The organism is Streptomyces sp. NPDC091280, assembly GCF_044768565.1.
Taxonomy (GTDB): Bacteria; Actinomycetota; Actinomycetes; order Streptomycetales; family Streptomycetaceae; genus Streptomyces.
The window spans coordinates 508,446-530,082 of record NZ_JBIVUZ010000001.1 but is presented as its reverse complement, the minus strand read 5'-3'; the positions used below and the strand labels follow the sequence as shown (position 1 = coordinate 530,082).

Sequence of the window (21,637 nt, the reverse complement as noted above, 5' to 3'; positions counted from 1 at the left end):
CCTCACCAAGGATGCTCGTCGCACCGCCCGCGAGACCGACCTTCTGGATCTGGGCAGCGCCGCCGAGGGAGTTCACCTTACTGCTGATGCGCCGAGACTTTTCCTGTGCGGGCTCGTCTGTCATGCATTCAGATTACTCGCTCACAGAACCGTCTTTCCGTCCCTTGTCGCCCTCTCGTGCAGCAGTCGGCCGAAGGCACGATGGCTTGGTCCACGTCATGCAGTCGCGCGTCAAGACCGGTCAGGTCTCGGCTACTTCTCCGAGCCCTCTAGGGCCGGGGCGATGCCCGTCGGACAAGACGCCCCTCAGCCCGTCCCGAACAGGTCAATTAGCTTGACCCCCGTCCCCCCGATCCCGCAGTACCCCGCCGGATTCTTCGCCAGGTACTGCTGGTGATGGCCCTCCGCCGGATAGAACACCCGCCCCTCCGCCGGCAGGATCTCCGTGGTGATCGTCCCGAACCCCGAGCGGGTGAGGACCTGTTGGTAGGCCGTGCGGGAGGCTTCCGCCGCGGCTGACTGGGCGGGGGTGTGGGGGTGGATCGCGGAGCGGTACTGCGTGCCCACGTCGTTGCCCTGGCGGAAGCCCTGCGTCGGGTTGTGGGACTCCCAGAACGTCTTCAGCAGCCTCTCGTACGAGATCAGCGCCGGGTCGTAGACCACGCGGACCGCCTCCGTGTGGCCGGTCAGGCCCGAGCAGACCTCCTCGTAGTGCGGGTTCTCCGTGTAGCCGCCCTGATAGCCGACCAGGGTCGTCCACACACCCACCGGGAGCTGCCAGAACTTGCGCTCGGCGCCCCAGAAGCAGCCCATCCCGAAGTCGGCGATCTCCAGATGCGCGGGGTACGGGCCGAGCAACGGCGTACCGAGGACGACATGGCGGTCGGGCACCGTGAACATCGGCTCCGGCCGGCCTTGCAGGGCCTGCTCGGGCGTCGGCAGCTGGGGCGTACGGCTGTGCAGGAACATGCGCTCTCCCAACGGGCCCCGGGGTGGGTCCTGGCCCGAAATGTGAACGGGCGGAGGGCAGTGAGAATTCCGGACGCGCCGTGGCCTACCGCAGCCCGGCCGCCGCCGGACCCCACCGGCCCCCTCCCTGGCACACTGGCCCCTCCCCGGCACCCCGCCGTCAGCGCGCCAGGCTCGCCGTCAGCGCGGCAGGCTCGCCGGACTCCCGCCGTTCGCCTCGTAGCCCGCCACCGCCAGTGCCCGGTAGACCGCGAACTCCGCCGCCGGGTCGGGGGACAGCGTCCAGGGGAGGGCCCCGACGTGGCCGTCGATGTGTATGAGCTGGTTCATCGCCTCGGACCAGCGCTCCGCGCGGACCAGGAAGAACACCAGGAGATGCCGGACGTGCGCCAGCATCGGGTCGTCGGGGCGGGCCGCGTGCACGGCGAACAACGCACCGTGGATCGCCTTCACCACGACCTCGCTCTGGTAGAAGCTGCTGACCAGATTCACCTCGGGAAGGTGCTCGAAGACCGCGAACAACGGCATCGCGGCGAGCAGCGATCCCTGCGGCGCCCGCGCGGCAGCCGCCTCCGCGAACGCGTTCGCCAGCTCGCGCGAGCCGTGCCACTTCTCGCACCAGTAGTGCAGGGCCGCCAGGTGCGCCCCCATGTGGGCCGGTGCCCGGTCCAGGATGCGCAGCCACAACTGCTCGAACTCCGGCTGCGGATACGTCAGTCCACGGGCCACCGACAACTCGACGATGTACGGGACCGGGTCACCGGGGGAGAGCAGCGCCGCCTGCCCGCAGGCGTCCTTCGCCTCCTCCATGATGATCCGGAACTCGTCCGTGCCCCGCGTCGACGTACGCCACGCCTGCTGCACCAGGAACTCCGCGTGCACGGCCGCGCCGCCCGCGTCCTTCGGGTGCTCGGCCCGCCACACCCGCAGCCACTGCCCGCCCGGTGTCTCGCTGACCCCGCCGGGCCGCTGCTGCAATTCCAGCGAGGCGGCGCCCGCGAAGGCCTGCACCCGCTGCCAGCGCAGCTCGCCCGTGATCTCGGTGCCGGCCAGCAACTGCATCGCCGCGCGGTAGTCCTGCGTGCGCTGCACCAGGTCGAGCACGTCCAGCAGGTCCTGGTCGGGGCCGGGCATCCGGATGTCCAGCTCCTCCTCGCGCACGAAGCCGTAGGTCGCCGGGTCCGCGGCGTCCGGGTGGCCCGGCGAGACCTGCTCGATCGCCCCGCGCCTGCGCCGCAGGTACGGGATCAGCACGAAGCCCATCATGAGCAGCGCCATCAGGACCCAGAGAATCTCCATGCCTCAAGCGAACCAGACGCGTCCGACAATTGGCCAACCCGGTCCGCCCCCCTGTGGAAAACCACCGCCGCCCCGCCCCGGAACCCTGTGGAAAACCTCCGGATCGTCGTCCGGCCCACGAGCGCACTACGCTCGGCCCCATGAGCGACAGGCACATCAGTCAGCACTTCGAGACCCTCGCGATCCACGCGGGCAACACCGCCGATCCCCTCACCGGCGCGGTCGTCCCGCCGATCTACCAGGTCTCGACCTACAAGCAGGACGGCGTCGGCGGTCTGCGCGGCGGCTACGAGTACAGCCGCAGCGCCAACCCCACCAGGACCGCCCTGGAAGAGAACCTCGCCGCCCTGGAGGGCGGTCGCCGAGGTCTCGCGTTCGCGTCCGGACTGGCGGCCGAGGACTGCCTGTTGCGTACGCTGCTCAGCCCCGGCGACCACGTGGTCATCCCGAACGACGCGTACGGCGGCACGTTCCGTCTCTTCGCGAAGGTCGTCTCCCGGTGGGGCGTCGAATGGTCGGTGGCCGACACCAGCGACCCGGCCTCCGTACGGGCCGCCATCACCCCGAAGACCAAGGTCGTCTGGGTGGAGACCCCCTCCAACCCGCTGCTCGGCATCACCGACATCGCGGTCGTCGCGCAGATCGCCCGGGACGCGGGCGCCCGGCTCGTCGTCGACAACACCTTCGCCACGCCCTATCTCCAGCAGCCGCTGGCCCTCGGCGCCGACGTCGTCGTGCACTCCCTGACCAAGTACATGGGCGGCCACTCGGACGTGGTCGGCGGCGCGCTGATCGCGGCCGACGAGGAGCTCGGCGAGGAACTGGCGTACCACCAGAACGCGATGGGCGCGGTCGCCGGGCCCTTCGACTCCTGGCTGGTGCTGCGCGGCGCCAAGACGCTGTCGGTACGCATGGACCGGCACAGCGAGAACGCCACCAAGGTCGCCGACATGCTCACCCGGCACGCGCGCGTGACGCGTGTTCTGTACCCGGGCCTCCCGGACCACCCCGGTCACGAGGTCGCCGCCAAGCAGATGCGGTCCTTCGGCGGCATGGTCTCCTTCCAGGTCGAGGGCGGCGAGGAGGCGGCCGTCGAGGTCTGCAACCGCACCAAGGTGTTCACCCTCGGCGAGTCCCTGGGCGGCGTCGAGTCCCTGATCGAGCACCCGGGACGCATGACGCACGCGTCCGTGGCCGGTTCGGCCCTGGAGGTCCCCGGCGACCTCGTACGGCTCTCCGTGGGCATCGAGAACGTGCAGGACCTCCTGGAGGACCTCCAGCAGGCGCTCGGCTAGGGCCGGCCGGCAGGCGCCCAGCTCGGGCCGCCGCTCTCACCAGCCCGTCACCGGTGGAGTCGTCTCCGACGGCGGCTCCACCCAGGGATGGACCATCAGCGCCCACACCGTGAACGCCACGACCGCCGCGAACATCAGCGTCCACATCAGCCGCCGCGCGGCCCTGCGGCGGCGCAGCATCCGGCCGCCGCGGCGCACCACGTCCGCGTACAGCTCCGGCGGCACCTGCGGCGGAGTCCGCTCCATGATCCGCCGTACGGCCGCCTCCCGCTCGGGCCTGTTCACGCGCGCGTACCCCCGTCCGGCGCCCTCATGACGGCGCCACCTTCGCCCCGGCCGCCTTCGGCACCGCGGGGCGCGGCGGATGCAGCAGCCTCGCCGTGGCCCGCTCGCAGATCGTCCGGACCCGCTCCGTGGGCAGTCCGAGCAGTGCGGCGGCCTGTTCCTCGGCGACGCCCTCGTACAGCCTGAGGACCACGATCAGCCGCTCCTGGGGTGCCAGGGCGCCCAGCGGGCTGTCGGGGTGCGGGCGGGCCCGGCCGAGGCCGCCGTACTGGTGCCAGGCCGCGCGGGCGAAGCGGCTGGCCAGGTACTGCCGGGCACGGTCGTAGGGGTCCTCGCCGCGCAGCCGGTCCCAGCTCGCGTAGGTGTGGGCCAGGGAGAGGGTCAACAGGCGCCGCGCGCGCGGGTTGTCGTCCGTGGCCTCCGCTGTCAGCAGGGTCGCGGCATGCAGGAGCCGGCCTGCCGCGCCCGCGACGAACGCCTCGAACTCCCGGGCCTGGCGGGCGCCTTGGGACACCTGCCGTTCGTGCACCGTGCCCTCCCCCCTGATGGCTCCGGTCTCATCTGAGGCCAGGGCCGTCGTGAGGTCAAGAGTTCGGTACGAAGGGGCCGGAGTCGGACACGCGCGCGTGCCGCACGCGCCGGGAGATCAGGAGGCCGACGGCGGCTCGTTGCCCGGCATCGCCATCCGCGCGGAGAGGGCGCTGTTGAAGCGTGTGAGGAGCGCGCAGAACGTCTCGCGCTCCTCCGGCGCCCAGTCGTGTGTCAACTCGTCCATCAACTGACGCCTGGACGAACGGACTTCCTCCAGCCGCGACTGCCCGCGCGGGGACAGTTGCAGCACCACCGCGCGGCCGTCCTCGGGGTGCGAGGTGCGCTTGACGAGCCCGGTGTCGACGAGCGGGGCCACCTGCCGGGTGACCGTCGAGGAGTCGATCCCCATGCTCGCCGCGAGCGCCTTGACGCCCATCGGGCCTTCCTTGTCGAGGCGGTTGAGCAGCAGATACGCGGCGCGGTCCATGGAGTTGCGCACCTGTCCGACTCCACCGAGCCGGGTCTGTTCGGCACGACGGGCGAAGACCGCCACCTCGTGCTGCAACGTGTCGAGGAGACCGGGTTCACCGACGGTCGTCATGTCCATCGACATTTCAGGTGTTGTGGGCATGGCCGGGGGCTCGCTTCATGAAGGGGGTGCTGGGTTGGGGGACAGGGTACGCGGATGGGAGGCGGCCCGTACCGGCGCTGCGCAAACCAGTCTCGGAGCTTGGTCACAGCGGTGGCGCGCGCCCGTGAACTGCGATGCTTGAGTCATGAGCTACAGCACCGCTGACTCCTTGCGACCCGTCACCCTCGACGATGTGCGCGGCGCCCAGAAGATGCTCACGGGCGTGGCGCGGGTGACCGCGATGGAAGGCAGCAGGCACCTGAGCCAGCTCGTCGGCTCACCGGTGCACTTCAAGTGCGAGAACCTCCAGCGCACCGGTTCCTTCAAGCTGCGGGGCGCCTACGTCCGCATCGCCGGACTGTTCCCCGAGGAGCGCGCCGCGGGTGTCGTCGCCGCGAGCGCCGGCAACCACGCGCAGGGCGTCGCCCTCGCCTCCACCCTCCTCGGTGTGCGCTCCACGGTGTTCATGCCCAAGGGCGCGCCCCTGCCGAAGATCAGCGCCACCAAGGAGTACGGCGCCGAGGTGCGCCTGCACGGCCACGTGGTCGACGAGACGCTGGCCGCCGCCCAGGAGTACGCCCATGAGACGGGCGCGGTGTTCATCCACCCCTTCGACCACCCGGACATCATCGCGGGCCAGGGGACGGTCGGCCTGGAGATCCTGGACCAGTGTCCCGAGGTGCGCACGATCGTCGTCGGGATCGGTGGCGGCGGACTCGCGGCCGGTGTCGCGGTCGCCGTGAAGGCGCTGCGGCCGGACGTGCGGATCGTGGGCGTGCAGGCGGCGGGCGCGGCGGCGTTTCCGCCCTCGCTGGCGGCCGGACGCCCGCTGTCGATCGAGCACCCGGCGACGATGGCCGACGGCATCAAGGTCGGCAGGCCCGGCGACGTGCCGTTCGGGATCGTCGCCGATCTGGTGGACGAGGTCCGCACGGTCACCGAGAACGAACTGTCCACCGCGCTGCTGCTGTGCCTGGAGCGGGCCAAGCTCGTCGTCGAACCGGCCGGTGCCAGCCCGGTCGCCGCGCTGCTGAGCGATCCGCGGAGCTTCGAGGGACCGGTCGTCGCGCTGCTGTCCGGCGGGAACGTCGACCCGCTGCTGCTCCAGCGCATCCTGCGCCACGGCATGTCCGCGCAGGGCCGCTACCTCGCGGTGACGCTGCGGCTGACGGACCGGCCGGGGGCCCTCGCGACGCTGCTGGGGGTGTTGTCAGTGGCGGACGCTAACGTCCTCGATGTGAGCCACGTCCGGACCGACCCACGGCTCGGGCTCACCGAAGTGGAGGTCGAACTGCACCTGGAGACGAAGGGTCCGGTGCACTGCGCCGAGGTCGGCCAGGCCCTGCGCGACGCGGGGTACACGGTCATCGACTGAGGTCGGAGCCCGTTCCTCACCTGTTCCGTCACTCGTTCGAGAAAATCCATTGAGAGACGCGATACATCGCGTTATGGTGTGTCTCATGTCGCCCGCAGGCGACAGCATGCCGCTGCCACGGGCCGAGCAAAACACCCGAACAGGCAGAAGAAAAGACACAAACCTAGGCTTTTCGAAGAATCCCCGACGACGTGGAGACTGATATGCCAGGCGCCATCTATGCCGAAGGCCTGGTGAAAACCTTCGGCGATGTGAAAGCTCTGGACGGCGTCGACCTCGATGTCCCCGAGGGCACCGTGCTGGGCCTGCTCGGGCCCAACGGCGCGGGCAAGACGACCGCCGTCCGCTGTCTGACCACCCTCCTGCGCCCCGACAGCGGCAAGCTGACCGTGGCCGGACTCGACGTACTGAAGCAGCCCAACGAAGTGCGGCGCTCCATCGGTCTCTCCGGCCAGTTCGCCGCCGTCGACGAGTACCTGACCGGCCGGGAGAACCTCCAGATGGTCGGCCAGCTCTACCAGATGAAGGCCAAGGCCGCGAAGGCCCGGGCCGACGAGCTGCTCGACCAGTTCAACCTCGCGGACGCCGCCGACCGCACGGCCAAGACCTACTCCGGAGGCATGCGCCGCCGACTCGACCTGGCGGCGGCCCTGGTCGTCTCCCCGCCCGTGATGTTCATGGACGAGCCGACCACCGGTCTCGACCCGCGCAACCGCCAGATGCTGTGGGAGGTCATCAAACAGCTCGTCTCCGGCGGTACGACCCTGCTGCTGACCACGCAGTACCTGGAAGAGGCCGACCACCTCGCGCACGACATCGCGGTCGTCGACCACGGCAAGGTCATCGCCCGCGGCACCTCCGACCAGCTCAAGGCCCGCACCGGCGGCGAGCGCGTCGAGGTCGTCGTGCACGAGCGCGACCACATCCCGATCGCCTCCGAGGTCCTCCAGGGCTTCGGCAAGGGCGACACCACCGTCGAGGAGCACACCCGCAAGCTCACCGTGCCCGTCACCGGCGGCGCGAAGCTCCTCGCCGAGGTCATCCGCGAACTCGACACCCGGGGCATCGAGATCGACGACATCGGCCTGCGCCGCCCCACCCTCGACGACGTGTTCCTCTCCCTCACGGGCCACCTGGCCGAGGAGAAGACCGAGGACAACGGCGCGGACCCCGACCCGGACACCAAGGACCGCAAGCACAAGAAGGAGGCCGCGAAGTGAGTGCCGTCACCGACGCCGTGCCGATCGCGGCACCGAGCAGCGCGCTCGGCCAGTCCGTGCACGACTCCCTGGTCGTCGCCCGACGCAATCTCATCAGGATGTCCCGCATCCCGGAGATGGTCATCTTCGGACTGATCCAGCCCATCATGTTCGTGGTGCTGTTCACCTACGTCTTCGGCGGTTCCATGCAGATCGGCGGCAGCACCAGCGCCACCGACTACAAGAACTTCCTGATGGCAGGCATCTTCGCGCAGACCGTCACGTTCGCCACCGCCAGCTCCGGCGCGGGCATCGCCGACGACATGCACAAGGGCCTCATCGACCGCTTCCGCTCGCTGCCCATGGCGCGCGGCGCGGTGCTGACCGGGCGGACGCTCGCGGACCTCGTGCAGACCGCGCTGACTCTCTTGGTCCTCGCGATAGTCGCCCTGCTGGTCGGCTGGCGGGTCGGTTCGGACGGGGGCACCAACGCCGGCAAGGTCCTCGGCGCCTTCGGCCTGCTGCTTCTGCTCGGGTACGCCTTCACCTGGATCGGCGCCCTGATCGGCCTCAGCGTCCGCACGCCCGAGGCGGCCACCTCCGGCGGGCTGATCTGGCTCTTCCCGGTGACGTTCATCTCGAACGCGTTCGTGGACACCAGCAATATGACCCCCTGGCTGCGCCACATCGCCGAGTGGAACCCGTTCAGCGCCACCGTGCAGGCCTGCCGGGTGCTCTTCGCCAACCCGGGACAGTCGCCCTCGGACGCCTGGCCCATGGTCCACCCGGTGTGGGCCTCGCTGATCTACTCGCTCCTGATCATCCTCATATTCCGGACGCTGGCGGTACGGAAGTACCGCTCGGCGACGGCCTGAGGGGACATGACGAACCCCCGGCGCCGCGAGGGCGGCCGGGGGCTCGTCGAGGCGAAGCCGAAGCCGGGCGGAGGCTCGTAATCCCGCAGGCCTGGTCCCGTGGGTCTGGTCCCCAGGATCTCGTCCCGCAGGTCAGGTCCCGCAGGTCAGCCGTTGTACGGATCGGCCTTCAGGATCGTCACCGAGGCCTGCTTGCCGTTGGGCAGCTCGTACTGCGCCACCTCACCGACCTTGTGGCCGAGCACACCGGAGCCCAGCGGGGACTGCGGCGAGTAGGTCTCGATGTCGGCGCTCGCGTACTCGCGCGAGGCCAGCAGGAAGGTCATCGTGTCGTCCTCGTCGCCGTCGAAGGCGATCGTGACGACCATGCCGGGCGCGACCGCGCCGTCCGCCGACGCCGGAGCCTCGCCGACCTTGGCTTTCTCCAGGAGCTGGACCAGCTGGCGGATGCGGAGCTCCTGCTTGCCCTGCTCTTCCTTGGCCGCGTGGTACCCGCCGTTCTCGCGCAGGTCGCCCTCCTCGCGAGCAGCCGCGATCTTCGCGGTGACCTCCTCGCGCGCGGGACCAGACAGGTACGCCAGCTCTTCCTTGAGCTTGGTGTACGCCTCCTGCGTAAGCCAGGTGACGTCTTCGCTGGTCTGAGTCACAGGTGCTCCTCGTAGGTACTGGGAATAAAAGCATCGCCCTACCCAGAAGACTGTTCCTTCATGGAAGGGCGAAACCACGAGCCTAACAATTCAACGGCGTCAAGGGGAGGACATAAGCCGTCAGAAATACGTCAACGCAGGTCAAGGCCTACACAACGGGGGTGATGTCAGTCGGAGTGACAGCCCAGCAGCTCGGCCGTGGTGCCCCTGGCCGTCGTGCGCAGGGTGACGACCTTGTCGATGCGGGTCGCGGAGCCGCCGAAGTGGAAGTCGGCGCGGCCCACCTCGGACTGGTCGGCGGCCTGGGAGCGCAGGGTGCAGTAGCCGGTGGTCCCGGAGTCCTTGTGGACCTCCAGATGCACCTTGACCTCGTTGTCCGAGGCCTGGAAGGTGATCACCTCGGCGCTGATCTTGGCCTCGACGACATAGTGGTACGCGAAGTATCCGACGAGGACGAGCAGGGCCGTGGCGAGGACGGCACCGGCGATCTTGAGCTTGTGGTCGGCACGCTCGTCCGACGAGCGGCCGTAGCGGCCCTCGGGCAGTCGCGTACTCGCCGTACTCATGATCGTCCTCCCGGCAGCGGGCTCCGCGGGTTCTCGAATCCGGCCCCCGGAATTATTCGCCCCACGATTCGGTCACTATAGGAGGGCCGATCGCACCCCAAGACACCGGGGCGCCGACTTACTGAGGATTGAGTCTTGACTGACCAGCTGCGACTGATGGCCGTCCACGCGCACCCCGACGACGAGTCGAGCAAGGGCGCGGCGACCATGGCGAAGTACGTGTCCGAGGGGGTGGACGTGCTGGTCGTGACCTGCACGGGCGGGGAGCGCGGCTCCATCCTCAACCCCAAGCTCCAGGGCGACACGTACATCGAGGAGCACATCCACGAGGTGCGCAAGAAGGAGATGGACGAGGCCCGCGACATCCTGGGCATCAAACAGGAGTGGCTCGGTTTCGTCGACTCGGGGCTGCCCGAGGGCGACCCGCTGCCGCCGCTGCCCGAGGGCTGCTTCGCGCTGGAGGACGTCGACAAGGCGGCCGGTGAGCTGGTGAAGCAGATCCGCGCCTTCCGTCCGCAGGTGATCACCACCTACGACGAGAACGGCGGCTACCCGCACCCCGACCACATCATGACCCACAAGATCTCGATGGTGGCGTTCGAGGGCGCGGCGGACACCGAGAAGTACCCGGAGGGGGAGTACGGCCCGGCGTACCGGCCGCAGAAGCTGTACTACAACCAGGGCTTCAACCGGCAGCGCACCGAGGCACTGCACAAGGCGCTGCTGGAGCGGGGCCTGGAGTCGCCGTACGGGGACTGGCTCAAGCGCTGGGAAGAGTCCGGGACCATGCGGGACCGCACGCTGACCACGCACATCCCGTGCGCCGAGTTCTTCGAGATCCGGGACAAGGCGCTGCTCGCGCACGCGACGCAGATCGACCCCGACGGCGGCTGGTTCCGGGTTCCCATGGAGATCCAGAAGGAGGTCTGGCCGACCGAGGAGTACGAGCTCGCGAAGGCTCTGGTCGCTACCTCCCTCCCCGAGGACGACCTCTTTGCGGGCATCCGCGACAATGCCTGATATGAGCTCAAGCGCAGCCCTGGCAATGACGCACCTGGTCCCCCTCGCCGAGGTCGACGAGAACAAGGTCACCCCCGGCGTCCTCGGTTTCATCGTCTTCGCGGTGATGGCCCTGGCCGTATGGGGACTGATGAAGTCCATGAGCAAGCAGATGAACAAGGTCGACTTCAAGGAGGCCCCGGATCCGGCGGACGGCTCCGAGGCCGCCCCGGCCGAACCCAAGGCCAAGCAGAGCTAGCGGGCGGGCCCGGGACCGGGCCCGTGTCGGGGGTGTCGCGGGGCGCTACGGCACCGCCACCCCCATCACCTCGCGGGCGTGCCGGCTCGGCACCATGCCCAGCCGCCAGGCCTGCCAGCCCGCCTCCAGGTTCACGCCCCGCTCCAGCAGCAGCTGATACGCCTCCACGTAGTCGTCGAGCTTGTCGTCGCGGGAGCGATGGCGGGTGCGGGCGAGCTGGGCCAGTTCCTCCTGGGCGACCGCCGTGCCGACCTCGACGCCGCCGGGCGCCGCGTACGGCAGGAGCGTGGAGCGCAGGAAGCGCGCCCAGTCCTCGCCGCGCTCGTCGCCGTAGGAGGTGAACAGGCCCAGGGCCTCGTCGCAGAGGGCCAGGGCCTGGGGGGTACGGGCGTTGCCCGCGTCGACCACCGCGAGTTCCAGGCAGGTCCACGCCTCGCCGTGGGCGACGCCGATGCGCTGGAAGTCGGCGCGGGCGTCGACGAGGAGCTGGCGGGCGAATCCGGAGTTGCGCAGCGAACCGGTCTGGGCGGCCCGCTGGTCGCGGGTGACGCGCGCCGAGTGGTGCCGGGCGCAGGCGAGGCCGTAGACGTCCCGCATACGGGAGAACATGGTGCGGGAGCGTTCCAGTTCGCGTACCGCCAGGTCCAGGTTGCCGGTCTCCTCCAGGGCCTGGCCGAGGTAGTAGATCGTCCAGGCCTCGCCGCGCGCGTCCTCGTTGTCGCGGTGCCGGGAGGCCGCCGTGCGCAGGCCGTCCACCGCCGGGGACGGGTCGCCGGCGACCAGCCGGGCCCGGGCCAGCTGGGTGAGGGCCCAGGCCTCGCCGCGGGCGTCGCGGGTACGGCCGTAGAGGCCCAGGGCGGTGGTCAGTTCGGACTCGGCGCGGGGGATGTCGCCCATGCGCAGGCCGAGTTGGCCGAGCTGGAAGTGGGCCCACGCCTCGCCGTGCACGGACTCGCCGGCCCGGTGCAGGACCAGGGACTCGGTCAACAGCCGCATGGCTTCGGGGAGTCGGGCCCGGTCGCGTTCCACGGCGGCCAGCGCGTGCATGGTCCAGGCGCGGTCGGTGGCCAGTTGCGGGGCGGCCTGGAGGTCGAGGGCCTCGCGCAGTCGTGCCGCCGCCTCGGTGAGGTTGCCCTGGTGGTGCAGGGTGATGCCGAGGGAGCACAGGGCGCGCGCGGCGCCCGCGTCGTGGTGGGCCTCCATGTAGAGGTCGACCACGGAGGTGAGGGTGGTGCGCGCCTTGTCGAGTTCGCCGAGCTGCCGGGCCGCGATACCCGTGCGCCACTGCACCGAGCGGACCAGCAGTCCCTGGTCGACGGCTTGCGCCAACTCGCTGATCTCGCCCAGCCGGTAGAGGTCGCCGCGCAGCAGGCAGTAGTCGCACAGCGCGCCCAGCAGATTCAGTACGGCGCCCTGGTCGACGCCCTCCGCGTGCCGCAGCGTCGAGGTGATGAAGCTCGACTCGTCGTCCAGCCAGCGCAGCGCCTCGTCCAGCGAGGTGAAGCCGTGCGGGCCGAAGCGGTCCGAGCGCGTCGACATGTTGCCGTCGACCAACCGCAGTACGGAGTCGGCGAGTTCGGCGTAGTTCACGATCAGCCGTTCCTGCGCCGCCGTACGTTCGGAGGACTCCTCCTCGTCGAGGAGGCGGGCCTGGGCGAAGGCGCGGACCAGGTCGTGCAGGCGGTAACGGGTGCCGCGTACATGGTCGATGAGGCCGGCCCGGGACAGGGCCGTCAGATGGCGGGTGGCCTCCGTCTCGTCGGTGGCCAGCAGGGCGGCGGCCGCCGCGGCACCGAGCGAGGCCCGGCCCGCCAGGGCCAGTCGCCGCAGCAGCCTGCGGCCCTGCTCCGACTGGTCGGTGTAGCGCAGCCACAGCGCCCGCTCGACCGGCTCGACCGGGCCGTACGCGGCCAGATCCGTGGCCAGTCGGCCCGGTGAGCGCGGGCCGAGGGACGAACCGGCGATCCGCAGCGCCAGCGGCAGTCCGCCGCACAACTCCCTGATCCGCTGGTCGGATTCGGCGTCGTAGGGCTCCGAACCGTCCTGCGCCGCCGCCCCCAACAGCTCCTCCGCGCCCGCCGCGTCCAGCACCTCCACCGGCAACTGGTGCACCCAGGCGGACAGTTCGGCCGGCAGGTCGAGGGGCTTGCGGGCGGTGACCATCACCAGGCTGTCGGAGCGCTCCGGGACCAGCGTGGCCACCTGCCCGGGGTCGGAGGCGTCGTCCAGGACGATCGTCACCGGGAGCCCGGTCAGGTGCTGGTGGTACAACTCGCCCAGCCGCTTGACCTGTTGGTCGGGGGAGGAGCGTTCGCGGAAGAGCAGCTGCTCGCGGGGCGCGCCCAGCCGGTTCAGCAGGTGCAGCAGCGCGTCACGGGTGGGCAGCGGGGACTCCCCGGGGCTGTCGCCGCGCAGATCCACCACGCACGCGCCGCGGAACTGGTCCCGCAGATCGTGCGCGGCCCGCACCGCGAGAGTGGTACGGCCCGAGCCGGGCGCGCCGTGCAGCACGACCACCGTCGGCCGGGTCTCGGTACTCGCGCGGGCCGCCTGCACCAGCTGCCGGATGCGGCCCAGCTCCGCCCGCCGACCGGCGAACACCCCGACGGGTTCGGGGAGTTGACCGAACGACTGCTCCAGCACACTGCGCCTGCGGGCCGCCGCGCTCTTGTCCGAACCGCGCAGCCGCGGCCCCGGCTTCTTCGTCGGGCCGGTGGAGGCGGCGAGAACCCGTTGCTGGTCCAGGAACGGCCGGATGCCCCGCACCTCCAGCGCCGTCAGCCACTGCAACCGCAACTGCTCCGGCCCGCCGGGCTGGTTGGCGGCACCGGCCCGGTGATGCGCGGCGGGCAGATGGGAGGCGGTCACCTTCACGACGGTCGCCGCCGCGCCGACGACACCGACGGCCACCCCGGCCCCGACCGCCGGACCGGCGCCGGTGCCGAGCGCGAGGTCCGCCACGACGGCCGCGACCGCGGCAACACCCGCCACCAGTAAGGGAGTTCCGCCGCCCTCCCGGGCGTAGCGCTGCCCGAAGGTGAGCTGCCCGGCCGCCGCCTCGTCGAGCGCCCCCGTGTAGGCCGCGTACTCCTCGGCCGCCGTCTCCGCCATGGCGTCCAGCGCGGCCCGGGACCGCGCCAGCAGCACCTGCCCCTCGACGCGCCCGCCGGAGCGCCGCACCTCCTCCTCCACGGCCCGAGCCAACAGCCGCTCGGCATCGGTCCGATGGCTGTCCCGCATGTCACGTCCCCCTCCGGCGGCAACTCCCTGGCCTATGAGTGTCCTTCGGGCGGGGCGGGAGCGCGAGAGGGCGACGATCACCCGTTCGCCGTGCGGGGGCGGCAGGCCGTCCTGCGAGCCGCGCCGCGCGTCGGGCACGATGGGCCCATGCCGAACCGACTGACCCATGAGACGTCCCCGTACCTGCTCCAGCACGCCGACAACCCCGTCGACTGGTGGCCGTGGTCGGAAGCGGCATTCGACGAGGCCAGGAGGACGAACAGGCCTGTCCTGCTGAGTGTCGGGTACAGCAGCTGCCACTGGTGCCACGTCATGGCCCACGAATCCTTCGAGGACCGGGCCACCGCCGACTACCTCAACGAGCACTTCGTCAGCGTCAAGGTCGACCGTGAGGAACGGCCGGATGTCGACGCCGTGTACATGGAAGCCGTGCAGGCGGCCACCGGTCAGGGTGGCTGGCCCATGACCGTGTTCCTCACGCCCGATGCCGAGCCCTTCTACTTCGGGACCTATTTCCCGCCGACGCCCCGGCACGGCATGCCCTCCTTCCGGCAGGTGCTCGAAGGGGTGCGGGCCGCCTGGACCGACCGGCGGGACGAGGTCGCCGAGGTCGCCGGGAAGATCACCCGGGATCTCGCCGGGCGGGAGATCGACTACGGCGGCACCGAGGCCCCCGGCAAGGAGGAGCTGGCGCAGGCGTTGCTGGGGCTCACCCGCGAGTACGACCCGCAGCGCGGCGGATTCGGCGGGGCGCCCAAGTTCCCGCCGTCCATGGTCATCGAGTTCCTGCTGCGCCACCACGCCCGCACCGGCTCCGAGGGCGCCCTGGAGATGGCGCGGGACACCTGTGAGCGGATGGCGCGCGGCGGGATCTACGACCAGCTCGGGGGAGGGTTCGCGCGGTACTCCGTCGACCGGGACTGGGTGGTGCCCCACTTCGAGAAGATGCTCTACGACAACGCCCTGCTCTGCCGCGTCTACGCGCACCTGTGGCGCAGCACCGGGTCGGAGCTGGCGCGGCGCGTCGCTCTGGAGACCGCCGACTTCATGGTGCGTGAACTCCGCACAGCGGAGGGCGGGTTCTCCTCCGCCCTCGATGCCGACAGCGAGGACGGGACCGGGTCCGGCCGGCATGTCGAGGGCGCCTACTACGTCTGGACGCCGGGTCAGCTCGCCGAGGTGCTGGGCGAGGCGGACGCGGAGCTGGCCGCGCAGTACTTCGGGGTGACGGACGACGGGACCTTCGAGGAGGGGCAGTCCGTTCTCCAACTGCCGCAGAGCGAGGGGGTCTTCGACGCCCAGAGGATCGAGTCGGTCAGGAGCCGTCTCCTCGCGGCCCGTTCACGCCGTCCCGCGCCCGGCCGTGACGACAAGGTGGTCGCCGCCTGGAACGGGCTCGCCGTCGCCGCGCTCGCCGAGACCGGCGCCTACTTCGACCGGCCGGACCTGGTCGAGGCCGCCGTCTCCGCCGCCGATCTCCTCGTACGGCTGCACCTGGACGAGCACGCCAGGCTCGCCCGCACCAGCAAGGACGGGCAAGTCGGGGCGAACGCGGGGGTGTTGGAGGACTACGCCGATGTCGCGGAGGGCTTCCTCGCGCTGGCGTCCGTGACGGGGGAGGGGGTCTGGCTGGAGTTCGCCGGGTTCCTGCTCGACCATGTGCTGGCCGGGTTCGTCGACGAGTCGGGGGCGCTCTACGACACCGCCGCCGACGCCGAGCGGCTCATCCGCAGGCCGCAGGATCCGACCGACAACGCCACCCCCTCCGGGTGGACCGCGGCGGCCGGGGCGCTGCTCGGCTATGCGGCGCAGACCGGCGCCGAACCCCATCGCCGCGCCGCGGAGCGGGCGTTGGGGGTCGTGAAGGCGCTCGGGCCGCGGGTGCCGCGGTTCATCGGGTGGGGGCTCGCGGTCGCCGAGGCCCAGCTCGACGGGCCGCGCGAGGTGGCCGTCGTAGCGCCCTCGTTCGACGACGAGGCGGCGAAGGCCCTGCACCGCACGGCACTTCTGGGTACCGCGCCCGGTGCGGTGGTCGCCTTCGGGGTCGCGGAGAGCGACGAGCTGCCGCTGCTCGCGAACCGGCCGCTGGTGGCCGGCCGACCGGCCGCGTACGTCTGCCGTCACTTCACCTGCGACGCCCCGACGACCGACCTCGAACAGCTGCGGACCGCGCTGAGCACGTGAGGCGGGGGAGGGGTGGCCGTCCCGGACGGACCAGGGGGGCCGTCACCTCACGGCCTCCCGCCCGGCAACCCGTACTCCATGACATCGAGCGTGCGCTCCACCAGGTCCTTGAAGTCGTCGCGGTAGCCGGTCTCCGCCCAGTACAGGGACGTCTCCATCAGGGAGCCGATGAGGGCCATGGCGTAGACGCGTACTTCCAGGCTTTCCGGGTCCCGGCCGGTGCGTTCGCCGATGGCCTCGCAGAGCATGGTGCCGGTGACCGACATGCTCTCCATCATGCGCGAGCGCACCGCCGGGACCTGGACCATGAGGTGGGTCCGCAGCCGGGCCATGTCCAGGTCGTCGTGGAAGCCGAGCCGGACGGCTTTGTGGATGACGTAGCGGAGGGTGTCCATCCACGGCTCGTCGGCGGGGCGGGCGTGGAGTTCTTCCTTGATCAGCGGGTCGAACTCGTCCGTGAGGACGATGTCCTCCTTGGTGGGGAAGTAGCGGAAGACGGTCGACGGCGACACCTCGGCGCGCTCGGCGATCTGCTCGATCGTCGTCGCGTCGTACCCCTGTTCCTTGACCAGCGCGTACATCGAGGTGCGGATCGCCTCGCGGGTCTTGATCTTCTTCCGTTCGCGCAGCCCCAGTTGGGGGCGGTCGGCGGGGCTGAAGGGGGAGGGTGCGGCCGTCATGTCGCTCATTGTCCGGCATCCGCCGAGGTGGTGGCCATGGTGTGGGGCTGCTCCTCCTTCGTGGCGTCCGCGACCGGCGTGTTCGGCAGGAACGCCGCGGCCAGCAGGGCGGTGACGAGCGCCGCGGCGCCGCACACCAGCAGGACCAGGCCCATGCCGTGGACGTACGCGCTGTTCGCGGAGGCGAGAAGGTCCGCCGAGCCGGTCCGCTGCGCGACGATGTGGGCCGCCACCACGGACTCCCCGGCCGTGTCGGCCGCCTTCGCGGGCAGGGCGGCGACGTCGAGGCGGTCCCGGAAGGTGCTCGCCAGCAGGCTGCCGAGCAGGGCGATGCCGATCGCGGCGCCGACCTGGCGCAGCGTCATGAGGAGCCCGGAGCCGCTGCCGGCCCGGTCGCGGGGCAGCGCGCCCAGGGCGCCGTCCATCGCGGGGACGATCGAGAAGCCGAAACCGAAGCCGGTGACGGACAGCCACAGCGCGGTGAAGCCGTAGCCGGAGTCGACCGTCGTACGACTGCCTAGCACCGCGGCGAAGGCGAGGACCACGAGGCCCGCGGTGACTACTGCGCGGGAGCCGAACCGGGCGACCAGCGGCTGCGCGGCGCGGGCCGCGACGATCAGGCCGCCCATCAGGGGCAGCAGCCGGACGCCGGTGCCGAGCGCGTCGTTGCCGAGGACCGCCTGGAGGTACTGCGGCAGCACGAACAGCAGGCCGGACAGCACGAACATGACGAGGGTCGCGGCGAGCGTGTTGAAGAGGAAACCGCGGTGGGCGAGCAGGCTCATGTCGAGCATGGGGCGGGTCATACGGCGTTCGCGCAGCACGAGCGCGGTGATCAGCACCGCGGCTCCGGCGAGCATGCTCACGATCAGCGGGTCGCCCCAGCCCCGGCCGGGCGCCTCGATGATCGCGTAGATGAGGGCGCCGAGGCCGGCCGCCGTGAACGCGGTGGACAGGGCGTCGACCTTGGGGGAGGCGGGGTCGCGGGTCTCGGGGAGGAGGAAGACGCAGGCGGTGATGCCGATCGCGGCCATCGGGACGTTGACCAGGAAGACCGAGCCCCACCAGAAGTGGTTGAGCAGCCAGCCGCCGATGATCGGGCCGAGCGGCAGGCCGAGGGAGGAGGCCGCGGAGATGATGCCGACGGCCTTGCTGCGCTCGTCCGGGCCGAAGAGCGAGGGCAGGACGGAGAGGGCGAGCGGGGTGATCAGGGCCGCGCCCACTCCCATCACCGTGCGGGCCGCGATGACCCAGTTCACGTCGTTGGCCAGGACGCCGGCGACGGAGCCGGCGAGGAAGATGCCGAGCCCCACGACCAGCATCCGGCGCCGTCCGAAGCGGTCGCCGAGGAGTCCGGCGGGGAGCATCAGGGCCGCGAAGACGATGACGTAGGAGTCGGCCATCCACTGCTGCTGGCCGGTGCCGGCGCCGAGGTCGCCCGCCATCGTCGGCAGGGCGACATTGAGGATCGTCGTGTCGAAGCCGAGCGTGAGCATGCTCGCGACCAGGGCCCCGAGGGCCCACCAGCGGCGCGGGTCGCGTCGCGTGTCGTGGTGCTGGGTGACAGTAGCCATGAAGTGAGAGTAGCTCTCAAAAGGTGGTGAGTGTCAATGGGCATCTGCTTTCAGGACACGCGAAAAATGGCCACGGCTCGGGAGCCGTGGCCATCGGGAAAGAGCGGAGGGGTGCTATCCGTGCTGGTACGCCACCAGGGAGATCCCCACGTAGTGCACGAGGAAGGCGGCCACCGTCAGGGAGTGGAAGACCTCGTGGAATCCGAACCAGCGCGGTGACGGGTTCGGGCGCTTGATGCCGTAGATCACGCCGCCCGCGCTGTAGAGCAGTCCGCCGACGATCACCAGGACCAGGACGGCGATGCCGCCCGTGCGCATGAAGTCCGGCAGGAAGAAGACGGCGGCCCAGCCCATCGCGATGTAGCAGGGGGTGTACAGCCAGCGCGGGGCGCCGACCCAGAAGACCCGGAAGGCGATACCGGCCAGGGCCGCGCCCCAGATGCCCCACAGCAGCCACTGGCCCTTGGCGCCGGGGAGCAGCAGCAGGGTCAGCGGTGTGTAGGTGCCCGCGATGATCAGGAAGATGTTGGCGTGGTCGAGTCTGCGCAGGATGCCGTCCATGCGCGGGCTCCAGTTGCCCCGGTGGTACAGCGCGCTGACCCCGAAGAGCAGGCAGGCCGTCAGGGCGAAGATCCCGCAGGCGATACGCCCCCGGGCCGAGTCGGCGAGGGCGGTGAGCACCAGGCCGGAGATGAGCACGGCCGGGAACATGCCGAGATGCAGCCAGCCGCGCAGCTTCGGCTTCACATGGTCGGGGAGGGAGAGCGCGGAGGGACCGTGGCCGGCGGCCGGCGTGTCCGTGGGCGCGTCGGGGACGGACGCAGTCATACGCGCAAGCGTACCTACGGAACCGTAAGTTACGTGTCAGTGCGGCGAGATGAGGGGCTGGAAGTGGCCACTCTCTCATGGCTGCCCGATGCGCGGGTACCCGGGGTGAAGCCTCGGTGACGTACGGAAAACATCTCGATACGTGGCGATCCTCACGTCGCTCGTCTGTGAGGCCCTCTGGACAGATGGGCAGGTGAGTCGGATGATCAAATGAGTGCGGTCGGCACCGGATGAGCGCCAAGATCGACCATCGTGAAGCATCCGGGTCGCGGCCCCCACGGGGCAACAAGGACAAAATCCCTCACCATAGGAGCAATCGTGGCGCGCGACATCGCGGCTCCCCCCGTCATCCCCACCCAGCACAAAGAACTGGTCTCGTGGGTGAACGAGATCGCAGAACTGACCCAACCGGACAGCGTGGTCTGGTGTGACGGATCAGAGGCCGAATACGAGCGGCTGAGCGAGGAGCTCGTCCGAAAGGGCACCTTCCAGAAGCTCGACCCGATCAAGCGCCCCAACTCCTACTACGCCGCCTCCGACCCGACCGATGTCGCCCGGGTCGAGGACAGGACGTTCATCTGCTCCGAGAAGGAAGCCGACGCGGGACCCACGAACCACTGGAAGGCCCCCGCCGAGATGCGGGCCATCTTTACGGGAGAAGGAAACAGTTTCGCGGGAGAGAAGGGCATCTTCCGCGGCTCCATGAAGGGCCGGACGATGTACGTCGTCCCGTTCTGCATGGGCCCCCTCGGTTCGGACCTCTCCGCGATCGGTGTCGAGATCACCGACTCCGCCTATGTCGCCGTCTCCATGCGCACCATGACCCGCATGGGACAGCCCGTCCTCGACGAACTCGGTACCGACGGATTCTTCGTGCGTGCTGTGCACACGCTCGGAGCGCCGCTGGCCGAGGGCGAGGCGGACGTGCCGTGGCCGTGCAACTCCACCAAGTACATCTCGCACTTCCCCGAGTCCCGCGAGATCTGGTCCTACGGCTCCGGCTACGGCGGCAACGCGCTGCTCGGCAAGAAGTGCTACGCCCTGCGCATCGCGTCCGTGATGGCGCGGGACGAGGGCTGGCTCGCCGAGCACATGCTGATCCTCAAACTGACGCCCCCGCAGGGCGAGTCGAAGTACGTGGCCGCCGCCTTCCCGAGCGCCTGCGGCAAGACCAACCTCGCGATGCTGGAGCCCACCGTCTCCGGCTGGACCGTCGAGACCATCGGTGACGACATCGCCTGGATGCGGTTCGGCGAGGACGGCCGGCTCTACGCGATCAACCCCGAGGCCGGTTTCTTCGGCGTCGCGCCCGGCACCGGCGAGCACACCAACGCCAACGCGATGAAGACGCTGTGGGGCAACTCCGTCTTCACCAACGTGGCGTTGACCGACGACAACGACATCTGGTGGGAGGGCATGACGGAGGAGACCCCGGCCCACCTCACCGACTGGAAGGGCAACTCCTGGACGCCGGAGGCCGGTTCACCCGCCGCGCACCCCAACGCCCGCTTCACCGTGCCCGCTTCGCAGTGCCCGATCATCGCGCCCGAGTGGGAGGACCCCAAGGGCGTGCCGATCTCGGCGATCCTCTTCGGCGGCCGGCGCGCCTCCGCCGTACCGCTGGTGACGGAGTCCTTCGACTGGAACCACGGTGTCTTCCTCGGCGCCAACGTGGCCTCCGAGAAGACCGCCGCCGCCGAGGGCAAGGTCGGCGAACTGCGCCGCGACCCGTTCGCGATGCTGCCGTTCTGCGGCTACAACATGGGTGACTACATGGGCCACTGGGTCGATGTCGCCAAGGGCCGGGACCAGTCGAAGCTGCCCAAGATCTACTACGTCAACTGGTTCCGCAAGAACGACGCGGGCAAGTTCGTGTGGCCGGGCTTCGGCGAGAACAGCCGGGTCCTGAAATGGATCGTGGACCGCCTCGACGGCCGCGCCGAGGGCGTCGAGACCCCGATCGGCGTGCTGCCGGCCAAGGGCGCCCTCGACACCAAGGGCCTGGACCTCTCCGAGGCCGACCTCGACTTCCTGCTCACCGTCGACAAGGACGTGTGGCGCGAGGAGGCGGCCCTGGTCCCCGACCACCTCAACACCTTCGGCGACCACACCCCGAAGGAACTGTGGGACGAGTACCGGGCGCTGGTGCAGCGCCTGGGCTGATCCCCCTGCAACTCCGCGGCCGGTTCTACCGAATGTGC

At 70.4% G+C, this 21,637-nt stretch carries 19 protein-coding genes; 8 read left to right on the top strand and 11 right to left on the bottom strand.

All coding sequences use genetic code 11. From position 1 onward, the window contains the following. Positions 1–306: 306 nt before the first annotated feature. Positions 307–969 carry a peptide-methionine (S)-S-oxide reductase MsrA gene (msrA, locus tag ACIQPR_RS02455; protein WP_403640714.1) on the bottom strand — a complete coding sequence of 221 codons (663 nt, stop codon included), beginning with the start codon at positions 967–969 and terminating at the stop codon, positions 307–309. 180 nt (positions 970–1,149) lie between these two features. Further along, positions 1,150–2,268 carry a hypothetical protein gene (locus ACIQPR_RS02450; protein WP_403640711.1) on the bottom strand — a complete coding sequence of 373 codons (1,119 nt, stop codon included), beginning with the start codon at positions 2,266–2,268 and terminating at the stop codon, positions 1,150–1,152. Between the two features lie 140 nt (positions 2,269–2,408). Between ACIQPR_RS02450 and ACIQPR_RS02445 the strand changes: the two genes are divergently transcribed. Continuing rightward, a complete protein-coding gene (locus ACIQPR_RS02445; protein WP_403640708.1) occupies positions 2,409–3,563 on the top strand; it encodes a cystathionine gamma-synthase in 1,155 nt (384 codons plus the stop codon). A 36-nt stretch (positions 3,564–3,599) separates the two neighbouring features. Here the strand turns inward: ACIQPR_RS02445 and ACIQPR_RS02440 are convergent, their stop codons facing one another. The 3 genes from ACIQPR_RS02440 to ACIQPR_RS02430 all read right to left on the bottom strand — a co-directional run bounded on the left by ACIQPR_RS02440 (position 3,600) and on the right by ACIQPR_RS02430 (position 4,992). Then, on the bottom strand, positions 3,600–3,848 hold the full coding sequence (locus tag ACIQPR_RS02440; RefSeq protein WP_403640705.1) for a hypothetical protein: 249 nt from the start codon (positions 3,846–3,848) through the stop codon (positions 3,600–3,602). 25 nt (positions 3,849–3,873) lie between these two features. Continuing rightward, positions 3,874–4,377, bottom strand: coding sequence for a sigma factor-like helix-turn-helix DNA-binding protein (locus tag ACIQPR_RS02435; RefSeq protein WP_403640701.1), 504 nt, complete (start codon positions 4,375–4,377; stop codon positions 3,874–3,876). 117 nt (positions 4,378–4,494) lie between these two features. Continuing rightward, on the bottom strand, positions 4,495–4,992 hold the full coding sequence (locus ACIQPR_RS02430; protein WP_403640698.1) for a MarR family winged helix-turn-helix transcriptional regulator: 498 nt from the start codon (positions 4,990–4,992) through the stop codon (positions 4,495–4,497). A 163-nt stretch (positions 4,993–5,155) separates the two neighbouring features. On the opposite strand from ACIQPR_RS02430, the gene ilvA reads away from it, so the two are divergent. From ilvA to ACIQPR_RS02415, 3 genes are all read left to right on the top strand, one after another. Further along, entirely contained in the window at positions 5,156–6,385 is a 1,230-nt protein-coding gene (ilvA, locus tag ACIQPR_RS02425) for a threonine ammonia-lyase (protein WP_403640695.1), read from the top strand. 203 nt (positions 6,386–6,588) lie between these two features. Then, positions 6,589–7,605 (top strand): ATP-binding cassette domain-containing protein, encoded by a 1,017-nt coding sequence (locus tag ACIQPR_RS02420; protein WP_403640691.1) that lies wholly within the window; start codon positions 6,589–6,591, stop codon positions 7,603–7,605. Further along, entirely contained in the window at positions 7,602–8,459 is an 858-nt protein-coding gene (locus ACIQPR_RS02415; RefSeq protein ID WP_403640688.1) for an ABC transporter permease, read from the top strand. Before ACIQPR_RS02420 ends, ACIQPR_RS02415 begins: the two co-directional genes overlap by 4 nt. A gap of 146 nt (positions 8,460–8,605) precedes the next feature. On the opposite strand, the gene greA is transcribed toward ACIQPR_RS02415, so the two are convergent. After that, the gene (gene greA / locus ACIQPR_RS02410) at positions 8,606–9,106 is read right to left on the bottom strand and encodes a transcription elongation factor GreA (RefSeq protein ID WP_403640685.1); all 501 of its coding nucleotides are present in this window, start codon (positions 9,104–9,106) and stop codon (positions 8,606–8,608) included. A 167-nt stretch (positions 9,107–9,273) separates the two neighbouring features. Continuing rightward, entirely contained in the window at positions 9,274–9,672 is a 399-nt protein-coding gene (locus ACIQPR_RS02405; protein ID WP_403640682.1) for a DUF4307 domain-containing protein, read from the bottom strand. Positions 9,673–9,828: 156 nt separating this feature from the next. Between ACIQPR_RS02405 and mca the strand changes: the two genes are divergently transcribed. Together mca and ACIQPR_RS02395 are read left to right on the top strand one after the other, a co-directional pair. Then, entirely contained in the window at positions 9,829–10,692 is an 864-nt protein-coding gene (gene mca, locus ACIQPR_RS02400; RefSeq protein ID WP_403642849.1) for a mycothiol conjugate amidase Mca, read from the top strand. After that, positions 10,685–10,930 carry a hypothetical protein gene (locus ACIQPR_RS02395; protein ID WP_403640679.1) on the top strand — a complete coding sequence of 82 codons (246 nt, stop codon included), beginning with the start codon at positions 10,685–10,687 and terminating at the stop codon, positions 10,928–10,930. Before mca ends, ACIQPR_RS02395 begins: the two co-directional genes overlap by 8 nt. 45 nt (positions 10,931–10,975) lie before the next feature. Here the strand turns inward: ACIQPR_RS02395 and ACIQPR_RS02390 are convergent, their stop codons facing one another. After that, a complete protein-coding gene (locus ACIQPR_RS02390) occupies positions 10,976–14,170 on the bottom strand; it encodes a tetratricopeptide repeat protein (protein WP_403640676.1) in 3,195 nt (1,064 codons plus the stop codon). A 147-nt stretch (positions 14,171–14,317) separates the two neighbouring features. Here ACIQPR_RS02390 and ACIQPR_RS02385 point away from each other — a divergent pair, with 147 nt between their 5' ends. Further along, positions 14,318–16,354, top strand: coding sequence for a thioredoxin domain-containing protein (locus ACIQPR_RS02385; protein ID WP_403640673.1), 2,037 nt, complete (start codon positions 14,318–14,320; stop codon positions 16,352–16,354). Positions 16,355–16,401: 47 nt separating this feature from the next. Here ACIQPR_RS02385 and ACIQPR_RS02380 read toward each other — a convergent pair whose 3' ends face one another. The 3 genes from ACIQPR_RS02380 to ACIQPR_RS02370 form a co-directional block, all read right to left on the bottom strand. Continuing rightward, complete coding sequence (locus tag ACIQPR_RS02380; protein WP_403640670.1) at positions 16,402–17,043, bottom strand: TetR/AcrR family transcriptional regulator; 642 nt, start codon at positions 17,041–17,043, stop codon at positions 16,402–16,404. Next, complete coding sequence (locus ACIQPR_RS02375; protein WP_403640667.1) at positions 17,040–18,608, bottom strand: DHA2 family efflux MFS transporter permease subunit; 1,569 nt, start codon at positions 18,606–18,608, stop codon at positions 17,040–17,042. Before ACIQPR_RS02375 ends, ACIQPR_RS02380 begins: the two co-directional genes overlap by 4 nt. A gap of 114 nt (positions 18,609–18,722) precedes the next feature. After that, positions 18,723–19,436, bottom strand: a complete 714-nt coding sequence (locus ACIQPR_RS02370) for a hemolysin III family protein (RefSeq protein ID WP_403640664.1) — start codon at positions 19,434–19,436, stop codon at positions 18,723–18,725. A gap of 318 nt (positions 19,437–19,754) precedes the next feature. Here ACIQPR_RS02370 and ACIQPR_RS02365 point away from each other — a divergent pair, with 318 nt between their 5' ends. Then, a complete protein-coding gene (locus tag ACIQPR_RS02365; RefSeq protein WP_403640661.1) occupies positions 19,755–21,599 on the top strand; it encodes a phosphoenolpyruvate carboxykinase (GTP) in 1,845 nt (614 codons plus the stop codon). The last annotated feature ends 38 nt before the right edge of the window (positions 21,600–21,637 follow it).